The 20,680-nt window shown below is 64.1% G+C and carries 15 protein-coding genes and 1 pseudogene; 6 read left to right on the top strand and 10 right to left on the bottom strand.

The features are described from left to right. Window positions 1-11 precede the first annotated feature (11 nt). Window positions 12-2,312, top strand: coding sequence for a 5-methyltetrahydropteroyltriglutamate--homocysteine S-methyltransferase (metE, locus tag AC4OR5_RS28755; protein WP_024947842.1), 2,301 nt, complete (start codon window positions 12-14; stop codon window positions 2,310-2,312). A 61-nt stretch (window positions 2,313-2,373) separates the two neighbouring features. On the opposite strand, the gene AC4OR5_RS28750 is transcribed toward metE, so the two are convergent. Both AC4OR5_RS28750 and AC4OR5_RS28745 read right to left on the bottom strand, forming a co-directional pair. Further along, the gene (locus tag AC4OR5_RS28750) at window positions 2,374-2,943 is read right to left on the bottom strand and encodes a GNAT family N-acetyltransferase (RefSeq protein ID WP_003119171.1); all 570 of its coding nucleotides are present in this window, start codon (window positions 2,941-2,943) and stop codon (window positions 2,374-2,376) included. 46 nt (window positions 2,944-2,989) lie between these two features. Then, window positions 2,990-3,286: a DUF7660 family protein gene (locus tag AC4OR5_RS28745; protein ID WP_003114923.1), complete on the bottom strand. Its 297-nt coding sequence runs from the start codon at window positions 3,284-3,286 to the stop codon at window positions 2,990-2,992. A 308-nt stretch (window positions 3,287-3,594) separates the two neighbouring features. Here AC4OR5_RS28745 and AC4OR5_RS28740 point away from each other — a divergent pair. The 3 genes and pseudogenes from AC4OR5_RS28740 to AC4OR5_RS28730 all read left to right on the top strand — a co-directional run. Then, window positions 3,595-4,362, top strand: a pseudogene (locus AC4OR5_RS28740) (PAS domain-containing protein); the annotation flags it as partial. Next, window positions 4,339-4,890: a methyl-accepting chemotaxis protein gene (locus AC4OR5_RS28735; RefSeq protein WP_369700333.1), complete on the top strand. Its 552-nt coding sequence runs from the start codon at window positions 4,339-4,341 to the stop codon at window positions 4,888-4,890. The pseudogene AC4OR5_RS28740 and the gene AC4OR5_RS28735, both read left to right, overlap by 24 nt. Window positions 4,891-5,307: 417 nt before the next feature. Next, a complete protein-coding gene (locus tag AC4OR5_RS28730) occupies window positions 5,308-5,688 on the top strand; it encodes a DUF4354 family protein (RefSeq protein WP_058156405.1) in 381 nt (126 codons plus the stop codon). A 963-nt stretch (window positions 5,689-6,651) separates the two neighbouring features. Here AC4OR5_RS28730 and AC4OR5_RS28725 read toward each other — a convergent pair. The 8 genes from AC4OR5_RS28725 to AC4OR5_RS28690 form a co-directional block, all read right to left on the bottom strand. Next, window positions 6,652-8,802 carry a xanthine dehydrogenase family protein molybdopterin-binding subunit gene (locus tag AC4OR5_RS28725; protein WP_074222017.1) on the bottom strand — a complete coding sequence of 717 codons (2,151 nt, stop codon included), beginning with the start codon at window positions 8,800-8,802 and terminating at the stop codon, window positions 6,652-6,654. 14 nt (window positions 8,803-8,816) lie between these two features. After that, entirely contained in the window at window positions 8,817-9,287 is a 471-nt protein-coding gene (locus tag AC4OR5_RS28720) for a (2Fe-2S)-binding protein (protein ID WP_034029235.1), read from the bottom strand. 174 nt (window positions 9,288-9,461) lie between these two features. Next, window positions 9,462-10,967 carry an ATP-binding protein gene (locus tag AC4OR5_RS28715; RefSeq protein WP_034029232.1) on the bottom strand — a complete coding sequence of 502 codons (1,506 nt, stop codon included), beginning with the start codon at window positions 10,965-10,967 and terminating at the stop codon, window positions 9,462-9,464. Then, on the bottom strand, window positions 10,964-11,671 hold the full coding sequence (locus AC4OR5_RS28710) for a response regulator (protein ID WP_034029231.1): 708 nt from the start codon (window positions 11,669-11,671) through the stop codon (window positions 10,964-10,966). Before AC4OR5_RS28710 ends, AC4OR5_RS28715 begins: the two co-directional genes overlap by 4 nt. Window positions 11,672-12,584: 913 nt before the next feature. Next, window positions 12,585-13,724 (bottom strand): catalase family protein, encoded by a 1,140-nt coding sequence (locus AC4OR5_RS28705; protein ID WP_003121990.1) that lies wholly within the window; start codon window positions 13,722-13,724, stop codon window positions 12,585-12,587. A 182-nt stretch (window positions 13,725-13,906) separates the two neighbouring features. After that, on the bottom strand, window positions 13,907-15,802 hold the full coding sequence (locus tag AC4OR5_RS28700) for a di-heme-cytochrome C peroxidase (RefSeq protein ID WP_003139800.1): 1,896 nt from the start codon (window positions 15,800-15,802) through the stop codon (window positions 13,907-13,909). Between the two features lie 310 nt (window positions 15,803-16,112). Beyond that, a complete protein-coding gene (locus AC4OR5_RS28695; protein ID WP_003088290.1) occupies window positions 16,113-16,247 on the bottom strand; it encodes a hypothetical protein in 135 nt (44 codons plus the stop codon). A 157-nt stretch (window positions 16,248-16,404) separates the two neighbouring features. Further along, a complete protein-coding gene (locus AC4OR5_RS28690; RefSeq protein WP_003088292.1) occupies window positions 16,405-17,502 on the bottom strand; it encodes a GNAT family N-acetyltransferase/peptidase C39 family protein in 1,098 nt (365 codons plus the stop codon). Window positions 17,503-17,692: 190 nt separating this feature from the next. On the opposite strand from AC4OR5_RS28690, the gene AC4OR5_RS28685 reads away from it, so the two are divergent. After that, complete coding sequence (locus AC4OR5_RS28685) at window positions 17,693-19,180, top strand: RimK family ATP-grasp domain-containing protein (RefSeq protein WP_023091906.1); 1,488 nt, start codon at window positions 17,693-17,695, stop codon at window positions 19,178-19,180. 135 nt (window positions 19,181-19,315) lie between these two features. Further along, window positions 19,316-20,644 carry a sigma-54 dependent transcriptional regulator gene (locus AC4OR5_RS28680; RefSeq protein WP_003111270.1) on the top strand — a complete coding sequence of 443 codons (1,329 nt, stop codon included), beginning with the start codon at window positions 19,316-19,318 and terminating at the stop codon, window positions 20,642-20,644. The last annotated feature ends 36 nt before the right edge of the window (window positions 20,645-20,680 follow it).

Below are 20,680 nucleotides of genomic sequence, written 5' to 3'. Positions count from 1 at the left end.
GAGGAACACCCATGGCCCTGGCCCACACTCTCGGCTTCCCACGCATCGGACGCGATCGCGAACTGAAAAAAGCCCAGGAAGCGTTCTGGAAGGGCGAGCTGGACGAGGCCGGCCTGCGGGCCGTCGGCCGGCAGCTGCGCGCCACCCATTGGCAGGTACAGAAGGACGCCGGCATCCAGTTGCTGCCGGTCGGCGATTTCGCCTGGTATGACCAGGTGCTGACCCATTCGCTGACCTTCGGCGTGATCCCCGAGCGCTTCCGGGCGCACGGCGAGGCCGGGCCGACCCTGCATACCCTGTTCGGCATGGCCCGTGGCGTCAGCGACGACAGTTGTTGCGGCGGTGCCCATGCCCAGGAAATGACCAAGTGGTTCGACACCAACTATCACTACCTGGTCCCCGAGTTCAGCGCCGACCAGCAGTTCCAGCTGAGCTGGGAACAACTGTTCGAGGAGGTCGACGAGGCCAGGGCCCTCGGCCACCAGGTGAAGCCGGTGCTGATCGGTCCGCTGACCTACCTGTGGCTGGGCAAGGCCAAGGGCGCCGAGTTCGACAGGCTCGACCTGCTGGACCGCCTGCTGCCGCTCTACGGCCAGATCTTCCGTCGTCTCGCCGGCCAGGGTGTGGAGTGGGTGCAGATCGACGAGCCGATCCTGGTCCTCGACCTGCCGCAGGCATGGAAGAATGCCTTCGAGCGCGCCTACAACCTGCTACAGAGCGAGCCGCTGAAGAAGCTGGTCGCCACCTACTTCGGCGGCCTGGAAGACAACCTGGGCCTGGCCGCCAACCTCCCGGTGGACGGCCTGCACATCGACCTGGTGCGAGCGCCGGAACAGTATCCGAGCATCCTCGACCGCCTGCCGGCCTACAAGGTCGTCTCGCTGGGCCTGGTCAACGGGCGCAACGTCTGGCGCTGCGACCTGGAGAAAGCCCTGGAGGTGGTGCGCCATGCCCGGGAGCGCCTGGGCGAGCGGCTGTGGGTCGCGCCGTCCTGCTCGCTGCTGCACAGCCCGGTGGACCTGGAACGCGAAGACGGGCTGGACGCCGAGCTGAAGAGCTGGCTGGCCTTCGCCGTGCAGAAGTGCCGCGAAGTCGCGGTGCTGGCCCGTGCCGCCACTGAGCCGGAAGCCGCCGAGGTGCTTGCCGCCCTGGAAGAGAGCCGTGCGGTCCAGGCCAGCCGCGCTTCCTCGCCGCGAATCCACAAGCCGGCCGTGCAGGCGCGCCTGGCCGCGATCAAGGCCAGCGACGCCCAGCGTCGCTCGCCGTTCGCCGAACGCATCGCCAGGCAGCGTGCCGGGCTCGACCTGCCGGCGTTCCCGACCACTACCATCGGCTCTTTCCCGCAGACCTCGTCGATCCGCCTGGCCCGCCAGTCGTTCAAGCAGGGCAAGCTGAGCGAGGCCGAGTACATCGAGGCGATGCACAGCGAGATCCGCCATGCGGTGCAGATCCAGGAACAACTGGGGCTGGACGTGCTGGTACATGGCGAAGCCGAGCGCAACGACATGGTCGAGTACTTCGCCGAGCAACTGGACGGCTACGTCTTCACCCGCTTCGGCTGGGTGCAGAGCTACGGCTCGCGCTGCGTGAAGCCGGCGGTGATCTATGGCGACCTGAGCCGTCCGCGGGCCATGACCGTGGAGTGGATCAGGTACGCCCAGAGCCTTACCGACAAGGTGATGAAGGGCATGCTGACCGGCCCGGTGACCATGCTGATGTGGTCCTTCCCGCGCGAGGACGTGTCTCGCGAGGTGCAGGCGCGCCAGTTGGCCCTGGCGATCCGCGACGAAGTGGTCGACCTGGAGGCGGCCGGCATCAGGATCGTGCAGATCGACGAGGCGGCTTTCCGCGAAGGCCTGCCGCTGCGCCGCAACGCCTGGCCGCACTACCTGGAATGGGCCACCGAGGCCTTCCGCCTGTGCGCCTCCGGAGTCCGCGACGAAACCCAGATCCATACGCACATGTGCTACAGCGAGTTCAACGATGTGATCGAGTCCATCGCCGCCATGGACGCCGACGTGATCACCATCGAGACCTCGCGTTCGGACATGGAGCTGCTGGAGGCCTTCGAGCAGTTCGACTACCCGAACGAGATCGGTCCGGGCGTCTACGACATCCACTCGCCGCGCGTGCCGAGCCGGGAAGAGATCGTCGCGCTGCTGCGCAAGGCGGCCCGGCGGATACCCGCCGAGCGGCTCTGGGTCAACCCGGACTGCGGCCTGAAGACCCGCGCCTGGCCGGAAACCGAGGCGGCGCTGGTGAACATGGTCGCCGCTGCCCGCGAACTGCGTGGCGACCTCGCCCGCGGTTGACCGGCGGGGCTGGTGAGCGGAACGGGACGCCTGGCGTCCCGTTGCGCATTTGCACGTCGGTTCAGCGCGGAGCGTCCACCAGCGCCCGTAGCACATGGTCTTCCCAGACCCCGGCGATCTTCAGGTAGGCGCGGGCGTAGCCCTCCTTCTCGAAGCCGAGGCTTTCCAGCAGGCGCTCGCTGCGTGCGTTGCGCGGCAGATGGCTGGCCATGATCCGGTGCAGGCCGAGCTGCTCGAAGCAATACCGGTTGGCTACCCGCAGGGCACGCGCCATCAGGCCGCGGCCCTGTGCCGCAGCGGCCAGGGAAAAGCCCAGGTGGCAGGCCTGGAATACCCCGCGGACGATGTTGGTGTAGCTGCAGCGCCCCAGCACCTCGCCGTCGTCGGGATCGAGCAACAGCAGGAGAAGCGCCTCGCCTTCGTCCATGCTCGCCACCTGTAGCAGGGTGCGGGCGCGGGCGTTGTCCACGGAAAAATACCCCGGGTCGCGCAGCGGCTCCCACGGCGCCAGGTGCTCGCGGTTGGCGTTCTCGTAGCGGCTGGTCCGGACGAAATCGTCGGGTTGCAGCGCGCGCAGGAGGAAGTCTGCGTCGCGATGCAGTATCGGCACCTGCCGCCGGTTGCCCGGCAAGCCCCTCGGGTAGCCGGGCGGGAAGGGCGCCAGGGCAGACTTGAAGTCATTCATAGAACTTGCCCGCCAGCATCAGTTGCGCCGCGCGCCGCCAGGCATTCTCCGGCCTGGAATAGCCCGGCAGGCCGTCGCGGGAGTCCTCGCCCCAGGTCGCGGCGGCATCGAGGAAGCCACCGATGCTGCCGTTCTCCCAACCCAGCGGGCTGGGGCCGAACGGTTTCGGCGGGTTGGCGGCGGCGAGGCGGCGGTCTTCCTCCCAGTCCGCCGCCAGCGCGGCGAGGAAGCGCAGGAAACCCGCTTCGTCCTCGACCTGTTCGGCCAGCGCGTAGAGATCGGTTGCCATGTGCTTCCTCCTGGAGGTGGGGTTCGGGGGACGACGGCGCGAGGTCGGAGCGCGGTCAGGCCGGGCGCCTCTGGCCAATGCCGGCCTTGGCCACCGCGATCGGCAGGGCGTAGCGATCATAGCGCGGGCCGGCGCTTGCGTGGCTGATGGCGCGGACGCGGGGCCACGCCCGGCAGGGGACGGACGGTGCCGCGGGCGCCGAGGAAAATTGCCGGACCCCGATCTACACTGGCGTGTAGCGGCAGGACGACTATCTCCGGTTCTCCACTCCCTCGCGATGGACAGGTGCCATCAAGGAGTCGTGCGCGATGCTCTTCGGCAGAAAAAGCAGGGCGGTCGAAAGCGCCGCCAAGGATGAAGATGTAGCGTGGCGACTCGAGGCCATCGGGCAGAACGTCGCCACCATCCGATTCACTCCCGATGGCCAGATACTATCCGCCAACCCGCTGTTCCTCGCGGCGGTCGGCTATTCGGCGGACGAACTGGTCGGCAAGCACCACCGGATCTTCTGCGACGAGGACTACCAGGCCTCTGCCGCCTACGTGCGCTTCTGGAAGGAACTGGCCAGCGGCACGCCCCAGCGCGGTGTGTTCAAGCGCCTGCGACGCGACGGGTCGCCGATCTGGCTGGAGGCCACCTATTTCCCGGTGAAGAATGCCGAAGGGGCGGTCGTCGAGGTGCTGAAGATCGCCGCCGACGTGACCCGCAACCATTCCGAACTGCTCCTGCTCAACGCGATCAACGACTCCATACGCCAGTCCATGGCCGTCATCGAGTTCACCCCGGACGGCGAGATACTCGATGCCAACGAAAACTTCCTGCGTCTCTTCGGCTACAGCCTCAAGTCGCTCAAGGGCCAGCACCACCGCATGCTCTGCTTCGACGAGTTCTATCGGGAGAACCCGGATTTCTGGGCCCGGTTGCGGCACGGCGAATTCTCCCGCGGGCATTTCGAGCGCCGCACAGCCGCCGGTGAGCGGGTACATATCGAAGCCACCTACAACCCGGTCAAGGACGGTTCGGGGCGGATAATCAAGGTCATCAAGTTCGCCATCGACGTTACCGAACAGGTCAATCGCAACGAGGAAGTACGGCGCGCCGCCGAGCTGTCGTTCTCCACCGCGGAAGAGACCGCGCAGATTTCCACCCGCGGCATCGACTCCCTCGACCAGTCCGTCGCCCTGTCGGCCAAGACCCTGTCGATGGTCAACACCGCCGTCGGCCTGATTTCCCAGCTCACCCATCAGACCAAGGACATCGAGAACATCGTCACCACCATCCAGAGCGTCGCCGAACAGACCAACCTGCTGGCCCTCAACGCCGCCATCGAGGCTGCTCGCGCCGGCGACATGGGGCGCGGCTTCGCGGTGGTCGCCGACGAGGTGCGGCAACTGGCGGCGCGCACCAGCGGCGCCACGGTGGAGATCAAGAACGTGGTCACCGAGAACGTCAAGCTGACCCAGCAGATCAACCACAACATGCAGACCATCGAGTCCAGCGCCCAGGAGAACAACAACCAGATCACCACCGTGGCCGGCATCATGCAGGAGATCAGCAAGGGCGCCGAGCACGTGGCGCGGGTGGTGTCGAGCCTGTTCAAGTGAGGCGGAACCGGGACGGCGCCCGGTCGTGACTCTCCCACAAGGTGGCGAGCGCAGACTCCGCTCGCCACCCGCAGCGGAGTCGAACGCGACATGCCACCGAAGAACGTCCGCCTGATCCTCGGCCATCCCTCCGGCGACAGCTTCTGCGCCGCCAGCGCCTTGGCCGAGCGCCTGGCCTTCGGTTGCAAGCGTTCGAGGACAGCCTGGCGGGCGCGAGGATCGTGTGGGGCCGAAGACCGGCGCTCCGCGTAGCGAGCGGTTTTCGCCTGGAAGCACGGTTGCGGGAAAAGTTCCGCTGGAAACCCTCCGACTTGCAGAACACGAGGCGCCCCGCATTCCTTGGCACTGCGCTTGATCGCGGCGAAAAGACCCACGGAAAATCACCGGGTCGTTCAGTCTTTGCCAAAGGAAATCAGTATGAAGAACGCAATGGCCCTGACCCTGGCCGGCCTGCTGGCCGCTCCTTCCCTCGGCTTCGCCGCCGCGCCGGACGCAGTGATGGTCTTCGCCCGCCAGGGCGACAAGGGCAGCGTATCCGTCGGCGACAAGCACTTCCGCACCCAGGCCTTCAAGGTCCGCCTGGTGAATGCGGCGAAGACCGAGATCAGCCTGAAGAACAGCTGCCTGGTGGCGCAGTCCGCCGCCGGCCAGTCCTTCAGGCTGGATACCGTGGACGAGGAACTCACCGCCGAGACCCTCAAGCCGGGCGCCTCCGTCGAAGGCGACGCGATCTTCGCCTCCGAGGACGACGCGGTGTACGGCGCATCGCTGGTCAGGCTGAGCGACCGGTGCAAGTAGGCGACTAGCCGTTGCGCAGCGAAAGCCGCAGGGCAGCCTCGGCGGCTTTCGGGTGCGAGGAAACGGCTTTCGAAGGTTTTGGCGCGAATCTGAAATCATTCAGGGCGCGTTTCCGGTGCTTCTGGTTGCCTAGGCTGGGGGCCGAATTCCAGATACCCGGGGCCTAGGGGAGGGTATACATCGTTCCAGGCTGCGCCCGAGCGAGGCGCTCGACCCACAAGGCACGCCCGGCCCTCTCTCCCGTGTGCGGGAGAGGGTTGGGGTGAGGGCCAGCAGCACAATACCCGCCAACACCAGATTCCAAAATCCGAATCCGCACCACTCAAGCCGCGACTGGTCCTTGAACGTCACAGCCACTCCGCAGGCCTCCACTTGCCATGCATCTTGTCCTTGGTCGGTGAACCGCTGAATCTCTATGTCCATTGAGTCCCCCGGTTGATGGGCCGCCTGGCCAATTACGCTTGCCCAATCGATAGGCAAAAAAAGGCCAACCTTGCAGTCGGCCAGCAATGCGTGAGTTCCTGCAACAACAAGGTTGATCCCTTACAGCTGTACGCTCGAACGCCTTGGTCTGGTCGTCCGACCAGGGCTCCGAGGCTTCTTCCAGGTAAGCAACTATGACGCTATGCGCCGCAACGACGTTTGCGGATAGGCGCCGCCGCTCTGCCCAACCGAACGGGTCGACCATCGTTGCTCCTAGTACGCCTGTGCAATAAGGCGCACCTTCGAGCCATAGCCCACATCGGCGTAAGGTGCCAATGGGTTTGAAACGACGGGTTCGTAAGCGACCACGAATAAAAAAAGCCAACCGATCAGGTTGGCCAATTCCACACAGTATGAGCGCCTTGAAGCACTGGGGGTGCTGAGGGGCAGCGTCAGAATAGATCCACTACGTGACCCTTTCGCGACGGCAAAACCAAGGCCTGCGGCGGTCTAGCCTATGCCGTCAGTATCACGACAACGTCAGGTGCTTTGAAAGCTGTGATTCTTCACTGGCAATTCACGAATCCTCTGGCCCGTGGCGGCAAAGATGGCGTTAAGCACAGCTGGTGCGGCGACGCTGATCACAGGCTCACCGGCGCCACCCCAGAAGCCGCCAGACGGCATGATCACGGTATCCACCATTGGCATATCTGCGAGACGCATGACCTGGTACTGATGATAATTGGTCTGCTCAATCATGCCGTTCTCGACGGTGCATTCCCCATAGAGACAGGCCGAGAGACCGAAGGCGATACAACCTTCAGCCTGCCGTCTGACAAGTTCAGGGTTGACCACATGGCCGGGGTCGATCGAGGCGACGATGCGATGAATCCTTATGCGGCCATCCTTGACCGATACTTCCGCGACAGCGGCGACGTAGCTTCCATAGCCCATCGCAACGGCCAGACCTCGATGAACCCCCGGGGCTGGCGGTGTTGACCATTTCGCTCGCTCCGCAGCCGCTGTTAGTACAGCCAGGTGGTTCGGGTGCTCTCGCAGAAGTGCCTGGCGAAAGGCGAGTGGATCCTGGCCCGCAGCGTGCGCAACTTCGTCGAGGAAACACTCCAGGTAGATAATGTTCTGGTTGAGATGAACGCCCCGCCAGGAGCCGGGAGTGATGGCGGGCTGGCAGATGACATGGTCGATCAAGAGGTTCGGGATCGAATAGCCGAGCGTCTCTTCTGTCAGGCCGTGGAAGACATGCGGATCACCCGTGCCGCCATTGACTAGTCTGTGTGGCGCCCAAACTGCGCGGATCGACTGACCGGCGATGCGCATATGCAAAGCGGTCAGCTCGCCTTGTTCATTCAATGCAGCAGTCATTCTGGACTTGGTGACCGGGTGATAGGCGTCATGGGTCATATCCTCCTCGCGCGACCAGATGAGCTTGATCGGCGTGCCTGGAACCTGTTTGGCAATCAGAACGGCCTGCCGCACAAAGTCGGTATATAGACGCCGTCCGAAGCCCCCACCGAGGTGCAGCCGATAGACTTCGCACCTTTCGCGCGGGAGCCCGCTGGCGGAGGCTGTTGTTTCCAGGCATGAGGTCGAGTTTTGTGTCGCGACCCAGACCTCGCATTTGTCACGGGTGTAGAGCGCGGTTGCGTTGAGCGGCTCCATGGCGGCATGCGCCTGGTAGGGGTAGCTGTAGGTCGCGCTAATGGTTTCCGTCGCGTCTGTAAGTACCGACCTGGCATCGCCGATCTCATTCCCCACAAATCCTTTCTCGCGAGACAGGCCGGCGTCGAGCATCGCAGCAATCGATTCGCTGTTGAGGTCGCGATTCGGGCCGAGCTCCCACTCGATCGGCAAGGCTTCGATGGCGGATTTCGCCTGCCACCATCCATCAGCAACGACAGCAACAGTTGTCTCGTCGATCTGCAGCACATGGCGCACACCCGGCATTTTCGCCACTGCTTCGGCGTCGAAGCTTTTCACTCGGCCACCCTCGATCGGACAGGCACGAACCGTTGCGTTCAGCATTCCCGGCAACTTGAAGTCGACGCCGAAAACCTGCGCTCCAGTCAGCTTGTCGGCAGTATCTATGCGTCGCGCTGACGTACCGATGAGACGCCATTCGCCGGGATCCTTCAGCCTTACATCTTTCGGAACGGGTAGGGAGGAAGCGAGCCTGGCGACCTTGCCGTAGGTAATTGTGCGACCGGATGCCTGGTGAAAAATCTCGCCACGGGACACGCTGCACTCATCGGGATTGACGGACCAGACTCTGGCGGCCGCGGCAACCAGCATGAGCCGCGCCGTTGCTCCGGCCTGGCGCAGCCGCTGATGTTCCTCCCGGATCGAGCCGCTCCCACCCGTGCTGAGATCGCCCCAGACGTCACCTCGGGCAATGTTTCGGCTCGGCAGCGCATATTCGGTCTGGACGCGCGACCAGTCGCATTCCAGTTCTTCCACCACCAGCTGAGCGAGACCCGTGAGGCTGCCCTGGCCCATCTCCGACTTGGCCATTCGGAGAACGACCGTCTCATCGGGTTGAATCACGATCCAGGCGTTTACCTCGTCTGGTGCCGCCGTATCGGCCTGCGCGCCGGCCAGGTTGAAACCCAGGCTGAAACCTCCGGCGACAGTGGCGGAACCGACGATGAACCGGCGACGGGATAGCGTAATCATTGACGTCACCTCCCTCAGCCGCGATTGGACGAGCTGTCGTTGCGAGCGGCGAGCTTGATGGCGTCTCGGACTCGGTTATAGGTGCCGCAGCGGCAGATGTTGGTCATGCTCGCCGCAATATCCTCGTCGGACGGCTCGGCGTTCTGATCGAGGAGCGCTGCTGCCGCCATGATCATTCCCGATTGGCAGTAGCCGCATTGTGGAACTTCCAACTCGGCCCAGGCGCGCTGCACCGGATGCGAGGCGTCCTTCGATAGGCCCTCGATCGTCACGATGCGCCGGGACTGTTCGATCGTGGAGACGGGCAGAATGCAAGAGCGCATCGCGACGCCGTCGATATGGACTGTGCAGGCGCCGCACTGAGCGATCCCGCAGCCATACTTCGTTCCGGTGAGTCCCAAGTCTTCGCGTAGCACCCAAAGCAATGGCTTCGCTGCCTCGACTTCGACACTACGATCAGTGCCGTTGACATTGAGTCGTTGCATCCTGCGATCTCCTTTCAGAACTCCAGTGGGGAGAGCTGATCGTAATCAGAGACGGCTCGTGAGGTTTGCCAGGAATGGTGCGATTGATGTCAAAGTGTGCCGAGCGCCGCACAGACAAAGACTGTTGCACTCGATGGCAGGCTCCGCTGTGCAGCGGCTTGAGTCGCCAGCGCCCTATGGCGCGCTGCGGCCCAGGGGAAATTGCGCGGCTGTCGAAGTCTGCGGCAAATCGTCGGAGATCGGTGGCAAATGAACCACCGCTCGCAATCCATTGGGCATGTTGCACAGAATGATGTCGCCGCCGTGGGCCCGCACGATGGTCCGTGCTATAGGAAGTCCCAGACCTATGCCGCCGGTGCGCGAGTTACGCGATTGCTCCAATCGCACGAAAGGTAGAAACACGCGTTCAATCTCTTGGTCCGGAATACCCGGGCCGTTGTCCTCAATCTCGATGTCTACGCCGGTAGGCGAATGGCTTATCGAGACTTCGGCCCGATCTCCGTAGCGGAGTGCATTTTCGATCAGATTCCGGACCGCTCGACGAAGTGCCGCGGGCCTGCAGCGATAAGGGATGATGCCACGGTCTGTGAAATGGATATTGCGGCCGAGATCTGCGAGATCTGCACAAATACTGTCGACCAGGGCGGCGATATCGACTGGCCTGGTCGGTTCATCGATCGATTGTTCTTGTGTGAACTCGAGCGTGGCGTCGGTGATGGCCTGCATTTCGTTGATCGTGTCGAGCAGGCGCAGCTTCGTTTCCTCATCGTCGATGAACTCCGTCCGAAGACGCAATATCGTGATCGGCGTGCGCAGATCGTGCCCGATGGCGGCAAGCATTGCCGTCCGGTCTGCCAGGAATCGGGACAGGCGTTCCTGCATCTGGTTGAAGGCGACCGCTGTGCGCCGGATATCGTCCGGGCCTTCCTCGGGAATCCTTCCATTCTGCTCGCCGCGACCGAGCGATTCTGCCGCGGAAGTAAGACGCTGCATCGGCCGGGCAATGCGGCGGGCCACGACAACCGCAAGCACCGACAGCATGACCGCTGTGATAACCAGTGAAACGGTAGTTGGCGAGAGCCATATGAATTTCTTGGGGGGCTTCGCATAGGCGGCGTTCAGCCACATCCCATTGGGTAGCCGTGCCACCAGCCCGGCACCGTAATTGTCATCCAGACGCACGATCTGCGCAGGCGTTGGCCGTTCCGATGCGTTGAGTTCGATCGGCTGCCACTGGGCCTCCTGGATAGGGTTGGTGGACTGCAGCACCGGGCTGCGCGTCGTACCCCACGCGTCATCGCTTCCGTTGTCCGATCCCCAAGGGCCGTTCGACACATCGGAGGAAGCGGCGAAGTCTTGCCGAAGTGGAAGGTGCAGTTGATGCCAGGCGTAGCGGCTCCATGCGTCCAGGTTTTCAGGGCCTGCGGTGGTCAGCCAGAAGCGGGAATAATTGGTCCCCATGGCCTTCAGCAAGTCGTCCTGGTATGCAAGAGGGGTAGTTTCGATAAGCTGAGCGGCCGTCGCCGAACGAACCACAAACTCATCCAGCGCAATCTCGCGGAGTTCCGCCGCTCGCTGGTCGGCAGTGACGATGAAACCGATGCTCTGCGCGAGGAGCATGATGGGAAGCATGAACCAGATGATCTGCGCCGCGAGGCTCTTGGTCCAGAACCTGCTCATACCGTTCGGACCTCTACGGTTAAGCAGTAACCGCCGCCCCAATGGGTCTTGATGAGTTCCGGATTGCGAGGATCGGCCTCGATCTTTTTGCGTAGCCGGCTAACCTGGTTGTCGATGCTTCGGTCGAAGACGTCGCTGTCCCGCCCAACCGTGAGATCGAGCAATTGATCTCTCGTCAGGACTATCTGGGGGTGATCGAGAAGAACCATCAGCAGTCGATATTCGGCGCTGCTCAATGGCGTCGCCAAACCTCCCTCATTTAGAAGTTCTCGCTTGCTTACGTCGAGGATCCAGGGACCAAAGCGAAGTTGCTGGGCCTTCGGGCGCTGCTGTTTCGGCGGGAGGTTGTTAGCCCGCCGCAGGACCGCCTTGATTCGGGCTAGCAGCTCGCGGGTATTGAAGGGTTTGGTGACGTAGTCGTCTGCGCCCATCTCAAGGCCGACTATTCGGTCAATGTCGGTGGACACTGCTGTCAGAAGGATGACGGGGATGCTCGTGTTTTCGCGCAGGTATCGGCACAGCGACAGGCCGTCTTCACCCGGCATCATGATGTCGAGGACGATCAGGTCCGGGGTGTTCTTCAGCAACAGGCGGCGCATCATTTGCGCATCTTCGGCAGTGGTCACGTGAAAGCCCTTCTCGCTCAGATAACGACTGAGCAAGGTCCTGATCTCCTCGTGGTCATCAACGATCACGATATGCAAAGTGACTTCCTTCCTTCGGAGCCCGGTCGCAAACACTAACACCTGGAAAAAATCAGTTCCTCCGATTTTTGTAAAAGGACTTTGGAAGCACCTCGCCGTTCACATTGGGCTCGACGGATGGATGCTCGCCATGCCAGACATTGTGCGGATATTGGGAGGCATCATCATGAATTCCTCCTGAGTCCAGCCGGAGAATTGAGCTAGCGCGGCCGTGGGGCGGCCGAAGGCATATGCCAAGGTCCTGCGATGGTCCGCGCAGGAAAGTCGATAGCCTCAGTCCAGGAACAGGAGGAAGCGGGAAAAAATGCGCTACGGACCAGAGCGGTTCGGGAGCAGGGCTCCTTGATCGGCATTTCAGCGCTCTGATCTGGCTAGCCGACGCGATTGGCATCTTTGCGAGTTACGCGCGCACCCTAATCAAAGCAAGCGGAACTACCTCGGCAATCGCCAATGGGTTGCTTTGGGGGGAAGCAATTGCCTTCCTCCTGCGAGCCCCGTTCTTTACATACGGCGAGGCCACGTGGAGATTGCTCAATCCGCAGCCGGGGCCGGTGAAAAAAGGCGGGAATCGGCCGATTCTGTTGAAAACTCGAATCCTAGCCTTGCCCTCCTATGACTACGTCGACGCCGGCCTCATCCATTGGCCCTGATCGATCTGTTCAATCAGGCGAGCTGAATCAGGTCAGTCGATGGAGCCATGAAGAGCCCAGATGTACCCGAAAGGATCAACAAGGACGCCAAGCTCCATTCCGTCTTCGGATTGGTGCGTGAGTTGGTCACCTAACCGTTGAGATGAATGGGCCCTGATTTCGTAGATAACCAAGGGCCGCTTCTGGGCGTTTTCTGCCAGTCCAGATTGGTGAAACCAATACCAATGAGAGACGCCATACGCAGCTACCTTCCACCCAACTCTTCACCCATTCCTCCCCAACCTATACCCACTGACCGCCTCGTAAACCGCCTTCCGCAACCGGTTGATCCCGCCGATCGGCCGATGCTCCGGCAGCGCGTGCCAGGGGTTGAACGAGAGGTTGTCACAGAACAGGTTCTGTTCCCGGCTATCGAAATCCTGAGCTGGCACAATGATGTCGGCTATGGTAGCGAAGGGCGCGTCCGACTCCTTCCATTCGACGCTGGTGTCTTCGATGGGCATGTACTTGCCCGGGTCCTGGCGCTGCACCTGGAAGGCGTAGCAGGCGGGGGTGCGGTCGATGGAGAGTTGCTGGTACAGGGCGGCGCGGAGGAAGTTGGGCAGGTCCTGGTTCTGCTTCGGTAGCTGGTAGGCCGGGCACTTCTCCGGGGCGGGGACGACGCGGAACTTGATGTTGTGTTCGCCCAGCTTGTACGGCGAGATGCCGTTGTAGCCGGCGTGCAGCGGGCTGTCCGGGGCGGGGGCGAGGGTGCGCAGGGCGATCAGCAGGTGGCGCAGTTCCCAACTGGCGGGGTTCCAGTTGGGGAAGAAGGCCAGGGCTTTCTTGCCGTCGGCCTGGGCGGCGAAGTTCTGCCGGTATTCGGCGATGTCGCGGATGAAGAACACCGGCTGGTTGAACATGACGAAGTCCTGCTCGCCGTCATGGCCGCGGCCGGGCAGGAGTTTTTCGCCGGGCACGTCGAGCAGCTTGATGGCCATGCCGCGCGCGTCGTTCTTGCTGTCGAACTGCGGGTAGGCGTTGCCGTTGGAGAAGCGCACCCAGGCGTTCCAGCTTTTGCCCGCTTCGGCGAACACGCCGCGACGCAGGGTTGGGTCGAGGTCGGCGCGTACCTTGAATTCGGCCTTCACGCAGCCGTGGGCCTTGGCGTGGGCATCGCGCAGGACGCGGGTGTTGTCGCGGTGCTGTTCGACCACGCGGATGGCGTCCTGGATGATCGCTTGGGTGATGCGGGCTTCGTCCGGGGCGATCTGCTCTTCCGCGGACACCGGGCCGGAGAATTTCCAGGCGTAGTAGAGGCTGCCGATGGCCCAGCCGCCGAGGCCGACGGCCAGCAGCAGGAGGAGCAGGCGGCCGAGCCATTTGCCGAGGAACAGCCAGGCGTGGGTGAGGAGTGCGCGCATGGAGTGGGTGTCCTTGGTGGTGTGCGTTGGCTGTGGGCTTTTATTTATTCTTCTTGGGCGGGGAGTGCGCCACGATTGCTTCTCCCCGTCCTCTGGCTAGGCGTCCCCCCTGAAGGGAGAGGGGCTGCTCGGGGTGGAGAGGGGCGGCGGCGCCATGCCTCGCGCTTCTCCACTTCTCAGGTTCAGCGTTGCGCGGTCCGTTGCTCCGGCGCCGGGCATTTCGGGCCGGGCGTCCAGGGTGGGGTCTGGGCCGGGACCAGGCGGCGCTCGAATTCGGGGTTGCCGAGCACCTTCAGGTATTCCACCAGCGCCCAGCGTTCTTCCGGGCTGAGGGCGCGGCCGATCACGCCGTTCTGCCGGCAGCCGTCGCGGAATTCGTGGCCGCTGTTGCGGTTGCCGGTGAGACGGGTGTCGAGGAGGAAGCCACCGGGGAATTTCTCGGTGCGGAATCCGACGAATTTCGGATCGAATTCGAAGGTGCCGACGTAGAACTGCGGCGAGCGTTCGGCGGCCGGGGAGAGCAGTTGGAACAGGTTGGGCACCGAGCCGTTGTGCAGGAACGGCGGGGTCGCCCAGACGCCGTCCAGCGGGCGGGCCTTGTAGGCGCGCAGTTCCTGTACGCCGATCGGCAGGTCGAAGCCGTTCATGGTCTTCTGCTGTTCCGGCGGGATGCCGGCGTCCCGGTAGGCGCGCTGCTCGACGAAGGCGGTGATGTAGGCCAGGCCCTTGGCCGAGGACAGTTGCGAGAGGTCGAGTTGCTGCGGATCGGCGCCGATCAGCTGGACGTTCATCCGCGCCAGTTCGTCGACGCTCCAGCCGAGCTTGCGCAGGTCGTAGCGGTGGTCGGCGATGTTGTCGGCGGTGGTCGGATCGGTGCCGATCACCTCGGTCGGCACCATGTGCATGCGCCACTCGGGATTGCGTCCGGGGGCGGCGTATTCCGCCGGTTGCACCTTGGGTGCATGGCAGAAGGCGCAGTTGGCTTCGAACAGGGCGCGGCCCTGGGAGGCGCGTTGCAGGTCGATGCGGCCGAAGAGGTCTTCCGGCCAGGTCGGCGGTTTCAGTTGTTGCAGGGTTTCTTCCAGGGCGTGCAGGTCGTGCAGGCGTACGCTGGAGGCGTAGCGCTGCTCGCCCCGCAGCGGCTGGCCGTGCTCGTCGAAGATCTGCAGGCGCGCGCCGACGCCGAGGGCCTCGCCGATATTGCGCGCCATCGGCTGCATGGCCGAGCCGTTCCATTGCACCCAGTCGAATTTCCAGATGTCCCAGACCTGCGGATAGCTCACCGGGGCGTTGGCGACGCGGTAGTTGCCCGGGTCGATGGCATCGCCGAAGACGCTGTTGGCGATGCGCCCGAAGGCGTCGGTGCGGCCGGGGCCTTCCTCGGTGGGGTAGAGGTGGCGGCGGGTGTCGTTCCAGGCGGTGCGCAGGAGGGTGTCGAGCACGGCCTTGAAGTCGGCGCGCAGTTGCGACTTGTCCTGTTCGTAGCGTTCGCCGAGGACTTTCCTGGCGAAGCGGTTGAACTTGAACGGGTTGTAGTAGGTGGCGGCCATGCTCGCGCCGAGCGCCTGGCCGAAGGCGCCGCCGCGCAGGGTCGGCACGGTGGCGGCGATGGAGTGCATGGCGGCGCCGCCGTCGATGCGCAGCGACTTGCCCTGGTAGCGCAGTTCGCCAGTGTGGCAGGCGGCGCAGGTGATGTCCAGGTAGCGGGTGCCGGTCTTCTCGTCGCGGTGCTGGCTGAAGCCCACCGGCAGGTTGCCGGGGTTGAGGTCGCTGGCCTTCTGCTGCGGATCGACGAGGAAGCCGAAGCGGGCGAGGTATTCGGGGGCGGCGAAGGGTTCTTCGGAGAAGGGCAGTTCGAGGGCGGTGAACCAGTCGTAGTGCAGGCCCTTCACCAGGGTGCCCTGGGGCGTGTAGTAGAAGCGCTGGCGGGCCTCGTCCTTCCATTGCGGCAGGTAGCGTACCTCGCTCGGCGCCTGGTAGTGGGGCAGGTTGGGATTGGCGACGTAGTAGACCACCACCCCGACGACCGCCAGCACGATCACGCCGACAACCAGCAGAGCCTTTTTCACGGTGCGCATCAGGAACGTCCTTGTAGGCCTTTTTTTGGCACCGTTATGCCAAGGCGTTGGCATATTGGCAAGCTGCTATCAGCTTTTTTGACAAGGTTTTCTTGACAGCGAACGGGTGAAACGTTTGCGCAGGCCTCGCCTGGCGATGTTGGCGACGAAAGCTCGGTATTTCACCGGAGAAAGGTGGACGCCGGAGCGTCGTGAAACGGCAGGGCGAGGCGCCGGTGGCCTGCCGGTCAGAGACCGGAGAAGGCCAGCCAGGCGATGATTGCGGCGTAGAGCATCCAGGTGGGATCGGTACGGCGGTCGAGCAGGGCTTTCATTTCTTCGCCTCCGCGCTCCAGAAGCCCTGGGCGTTGCGGAAGGGCTGGCGGGCCAGTTGTTCCAGGCGGGTGATGCCGTCGGCGCGCATGGCATTGATCAGGGCCGAGAAGGATTTGGCGGAGTAGCTCATGGTGTCGTCTCCAGTTCCGTTCTGGTTATTCGGGGATCTGGCGACTATGTAAACATCGGCGTTGGCGAATGAAAAATGGATAGTCTCACTAGCCACTATCGATGGAATTGATTGATAGGCGAGAACATCTCCCCGCCGCAGGGCGGGGCGATGCGGATCATTCCGGGTTGAACAGGATCACCGCCGCGCGCAGCTTGCTGCGGCCGAAGCGGCTCATCTTGTCGAACTCGGCGTGGCTTACCGGGATGTGCTGGCAGTCCAGCGGCTGGCGGTGCTGGCTGTGGTCGACGTCGGGATCGTGGAGGTAGACGAAGTCCTCGTCGTAGTGGGTGACCAGCACCCAGTGCGGGGCCTTGGAGCGGGTCAGGCGGTAGCTGCTGATCAGCACCAGCGGCTGGCCGCCCCGGGCCAGCTGGCGCGGGATGTCGAGCCTGGCCGAGCGCTTCTGCTCGACGCCCGAGGCGTCCAGTTCCTCGCAGAAGTCCTCGTGGACCAGGCGCATCACCGCCTTCTTGTCTTCGTTGCGTACGCCGTCGAGGAACAGCGGGCCGCTGGCGGACAGCACCAGCTTGACCCGGAAGCCGCGCCGCCAGGCGGCCAGCGCCAGGCCCTGGGGGCTACAGCCGCCGTGCCCGGCGGTCATGTAGATGGTGGTCGCCTCGCGCCACAGGCGCAGTTCCTCGCGGCGGGTCAACTGGCGCTCCGGTTGCAGCGCGCCCATGGCCATCAGCAGGCAGGCCGGGCCGCAGGTGAAATCGGTGGTCTGCCGGTAGAAGGGCACGTGGCGGCGCTGGTCGTGGCCGGGGTTGCGGATGCGTTTCTCGAAGCGCAGCGCTTCGCTGTGGTCCTCGTAGTAGTCGCGCACGGTGGCGAAGGGACGGTAGCCGTTGCGCTCGTAGAGGGCGATGGCGCCACGGTTGTCCGGGCGCACTTCCAGGCGCATGTAGGCGCGGTCGTTGTCCCGCGCGGCCTGCTCGGCGGCTTCCAGCAGCTTCTGGCCGAGGCCGATGCCGCGGGCGCGCGGGTCGATGGCGATGGAGTAGAGGCGGGCCAGCGAGGTGCCTTCGTGGAACAGCACCAGGGCGTAGCCGAGCACGCCGCCGTCGCCCTCGGCTACCGTCAGGCTGGCGTGGGCGCGGGTGAGCATCCACTGGAAGTTGCGGCGGGACAGGCGATCGTAGTCGAAGCAGCGGTTTTCCAGCTCGACCAGGGCGGACAGGTCGTCCGCGCCGGCCGGGCGGAGGGTCAGGTTCATAGCGGTCTCCACGGCCGCGGGCGGGAACTTCCGCGCGGGCGTGCTGTAATGGGTGCTGTACGCTTCGGTTTGCTGGCAGGCGCCATAGAGCGGTTTCGCAAGGGACTCCCGCCGAGTATTGGCCGGGATGCGTGCGCCGGCAAGCCGGTTCCGAATGCGCCGTGGTTTCGCTGTCCCCCCGGGAGGTGTCGTGAGCAAGCTGTTCATCATCGTGGAACGCCAGGAAGACTGGACGTCCTATTACCCCAGCGAGGATGTGGTCACCGCCCAGGAATACCTGGAATTGCCCATCGACGACGACACCGGCAAGCGGGTCCAGGTGATCAACCTGTGCCGGCACTACAAGTACCTGCGCCATGGCTACTACTGCTCGCTGCTCGCCGAGGCGCGCGGGCACAAGGTGATCCCCTCGGTGCGGACGATCAGCGAGCTGGCCAGGAAGTCGCTGTACAGCCTGGTCCTGGAAGATCTCGACCGCACCCTGGACAAGGCCCTGGCCGCGCACCCCTACGGCAGCACCGATGGTTTCACCCTGACCCTGTATTTCGGCCGTACCGACATCGAGCCGCTGCAGGACCTGGCGCGACAGTTGTTCGAGGCGTTTCCCTGCCCGTTGCTGCTGGTGGAGTTCAAGCGCAACCGCACCTGGCACATCGAGGGCATCAAGCCCGGCGCCATCCACAAGCTGCGCGAGGACCAGGAGGACCTCTTCGCCAACGCCCTGGACAGCTTCAGCCGGCAGATCTGGCGCAAGCCGCGTTCGCGCAAGCCGTTCCGCTACGACCTGGCGATTCTCCACGACCCCGGCGAGGCGTTCCCGCCGTCCGATGCCAAGGCGCTGAAGAACTTCGTGCGGGTCGGCCGCAGCCTCGGCATCGACGTCGACCTGATCGAGCGCAAGGACTATTCGCGGATCGCCGAGTACGACGCGCTGTTCATCCGCGAGACCACCAATGTCGCCGACCACACCTACCGTTTCGCCAAGAAGGCCGAGAGCGAAGGGTTGGTGGTGATGGACGACCCGGTGTCGATCCTGCGCTGCACCAACAAGGTGTACCTGGCCGACCTGCTGCGCAGCCACAAGCTGGGCATGCCGGCCACGGAGATTCTCTACAAGGAGAACCCGCAGGAACTGGAGAAGGTCGGCGAGCGCCTGGGCTTCCCGCTGGTGCTGAAGATTCCCGACGGCAGCTTCTCGCGCGGGGTGATCAAGGTGGAGGACCAGGAGCAGTTGCTGGCGGCCAGCGCCGAGCTGTTCGAGCGCTCGGTGCTGATCCTTGCCCAGGAGTTCTTCTATACCGAGTACGACTGGCGTATCGGCGTGCTCAACCGCAAGCCGATCTTCGCCTGCCAGTACTTCATGTCCAAGGGCCACTGGCAGATCTACGACCACAGCCCGGACGCCGAGGAGGTCAGCGGCGATTTCCGCACCATGCCCGTGCACGAGGCGCCGCGCAAGGTGGTGGAGCTGGCGGTGAAGACCGCCAATCTGATCGGCGACGGCCTCTACGGGGTGGACCTGAAGCAGGCCGGCGACAAGGTGGTGGTGATCGAGGTGAACGACAACCCGAACATCGACTGCGGGGTGGAGGATGTCTACCTCGGCGACGACCTCTACAAGCTGGTCCTGGAGGAGTTCGTCCGGCGCCTGGAAGTCAAGCGTCGCGGCTACGACTGATAAGACGATTTCGGCATTGGCGATATAAACAAAGATTCACTTTCGCGCGTCAAAAAATTGCTAGATTTTCCTTTCAGAGCGCCAACATGCCGTTTTTATGACGGTTCAAAGAATTGGCGCCGCAAAGGAGCACACATGTTAGATGCATCGAACCTCCGCCGTCTGCTGGTGGTGGACCCGTGCGACGATTGCCGGCGCCTGTTGCCGGGCCTTCGCGAGGCGGGTTGGGCAGTGGACAGCTGCGCGCTGGAAACGGCGCGCGAACGCGCTTGCGACGTCGGCCTGCTGCGCCTGCGGCCGTTCCACCTGGAGCGGCCGGAAACGGTGAAGGACCTGATCAGCCGCAGCGGCACCGAGTGGATCGCCGTGCTCAGCCCGGACACCTTGCCGCTGAATGGCGTCGGCGATTTCGTCTGCGAATGGTTCTTCGACTTCCATACCTTGCCGTTCGACATGGCGCGGGTGCAGGTGACCCTCGGCCGCGCCTTTGGCATGGCCCGCCTGCGCGGGCGCGGCACGGTGCCCGGCGATGCCGAGGGCGAGCACGAACTGCTCGGCGAGAGCCTGGCCGTACGCGACCTGCGCCGGCTGCTGGCGAAGCTGGCGCCGACCGACTCGCCGGTACTGATCCGTGGCGAGAGCGGCACCGGCAAGGAACTGGTCGCGCGTACCCTGCACCGGCAGTCGCGGCGCGCGGACAAGCCGTTCGTCGCGATCAACTGCGGGGCGATTCCCGAGCACCTGATCCAGTCCGAGCTGTTCGGCCACGAGAAGGGCGCCTTCACCGGCGCGCACCAGCGCAAGGTCGGTCGGATCGAGGCGGCCGACGGCGGCACTCTGTTCCTCGACGAGATCGGCGACCTGCCGCTGGAGTTGCAGGCCAACCTGTTGCGCTTTCTCCAGGAACAGCAGATCGAGCGGGTCGGCGGTAACCGGCCGGTCGAGGTGGACGTGCGGGTGCTGGCGGCGACCCATGTCGACCTGGAGGCGGCGATCGACGCCGGGACCTTCCGCGAGGACCTCTACTACCGGCTCAATGTCCTGCAGGTCGGCACCGCGCCGTTGCGCGAACGGAGCGAGGACCTGCCGCTGCTGGCCAATCATTTCTCCCGGCTCTACAGCCTGGAGACCGGCCGCCGCCCGCGCCGCTTCAGCGAGGACGCGCTGGCGGCGATGGCGATGCACGCCTGGCCGGGCAACGTCCGCGAACTGGCCAACCGGGTGCGTCGCGGGTTGGTCCTGGCGGAGGGGCGGCAGATCGAGGCCCAGGACCTCGGCCTGGAATGCGCGCGCGGCGACGGCCCGCCGTTGTCCAGCCTGGAGGTCTACAAGCTCTGCGCCGAGCGCCAGGCGATGTGCGACGCGCTGGCCCGCTACGGCGACAACCTCAGCGTGGCCGCGCGGATGCTCGGGGTGTCGCGGCCGACCTTCTACCGCCTGTTGCACAAGCACCGGTTGCGCTGAGCGGGCGGCGGGAGATGTGCCGGCCAAGCAAAATAT

Source organism: Pseudomonas sp. YA1 (assembly GCF_058680555.1).
Note: the sequence above shows the minus strand (reverse complement) of the source record. Positions and strands in the feature narration are given on the sequence as shown.

Coding starts and splice junctions, on each gene's coding strand:
- metE (WP_024947842.1), top strand. CDS start 12: ATGGCCCTGGCCCACACTCTCGGCTTCCCACGCATCGGACGCGATCGC.
- AC4OR5_RS28745 (WP_003114923.1), bottom strand. CDS start 3,286: ATGGCAACCGATCTCTACGCGCTGGCCGAACAGGTCGAGGACGAAGCG.
- AC4OR5_RS28730 (WP_058156405.1), top strand. CDS start 5,308: ATGAAGAACGCAATGGCCCTGACCCTGGCCGGCCTGCTGGCCGCTCCT.
- AC4OR5_RS28725 (WP_074222017.1), bottom strand. CDS start 8,802: ATGATTACGCTATCCCGTCGCCGGTTCATCGTCGGTTCCGCCACTGTC.
- AC4OR5_RS28720 (WP_034029235.1), bottom strand. CDS start 9,287: ATGCAACGACTCAATGTCAACGGCACTGATCGTAGTGTCGAAGTCGAG.
- AC4OR5_RS28715 (WP_034029232.1), bottom strand. CDS start 10,967: ATGAGCAGGTTCTGGACCAAGAGCCTCGCGGCGCAGATCATCTGGTTC.
- AC4OR5_RS28705 (WP_003121990.1), bottom strand. CDS start 13,724: ATGCGCGCACTCCTCACCCACGCCTGGCTGTTCCTCGGCAAATGGCTC.
- AC4OR5_RS28700 (WP_003139800.1), bottom strand. CDS start 15,802: ATGCGCACCGTGAAAAAGGCTCTGCTGGTTGTCGGCGTGATCGTGCTG.
- AC4OR5_RS28695 (WP_003088290.1), bottom strand. CDS start 16,247: ATGAGCTACTCCGCCAAATCCTTCTCGGCCCTGATCAATGCCATGCGC.
- AC4OR5_RS28690 (WP_003088292.1), bottom strand. CDS start 17,502: ATGAACCTGACCCTCCGCCCGGCCGGCGCGGACGACCTGTCCGCCCTG.
- AC4OR5_RS28680 (WP_003111270.1), top strand. CDS start 19,316: ATGTTAGATGCATCGAACCTCCGCCGTCTGCTGGTGGTGGACCCGTGC.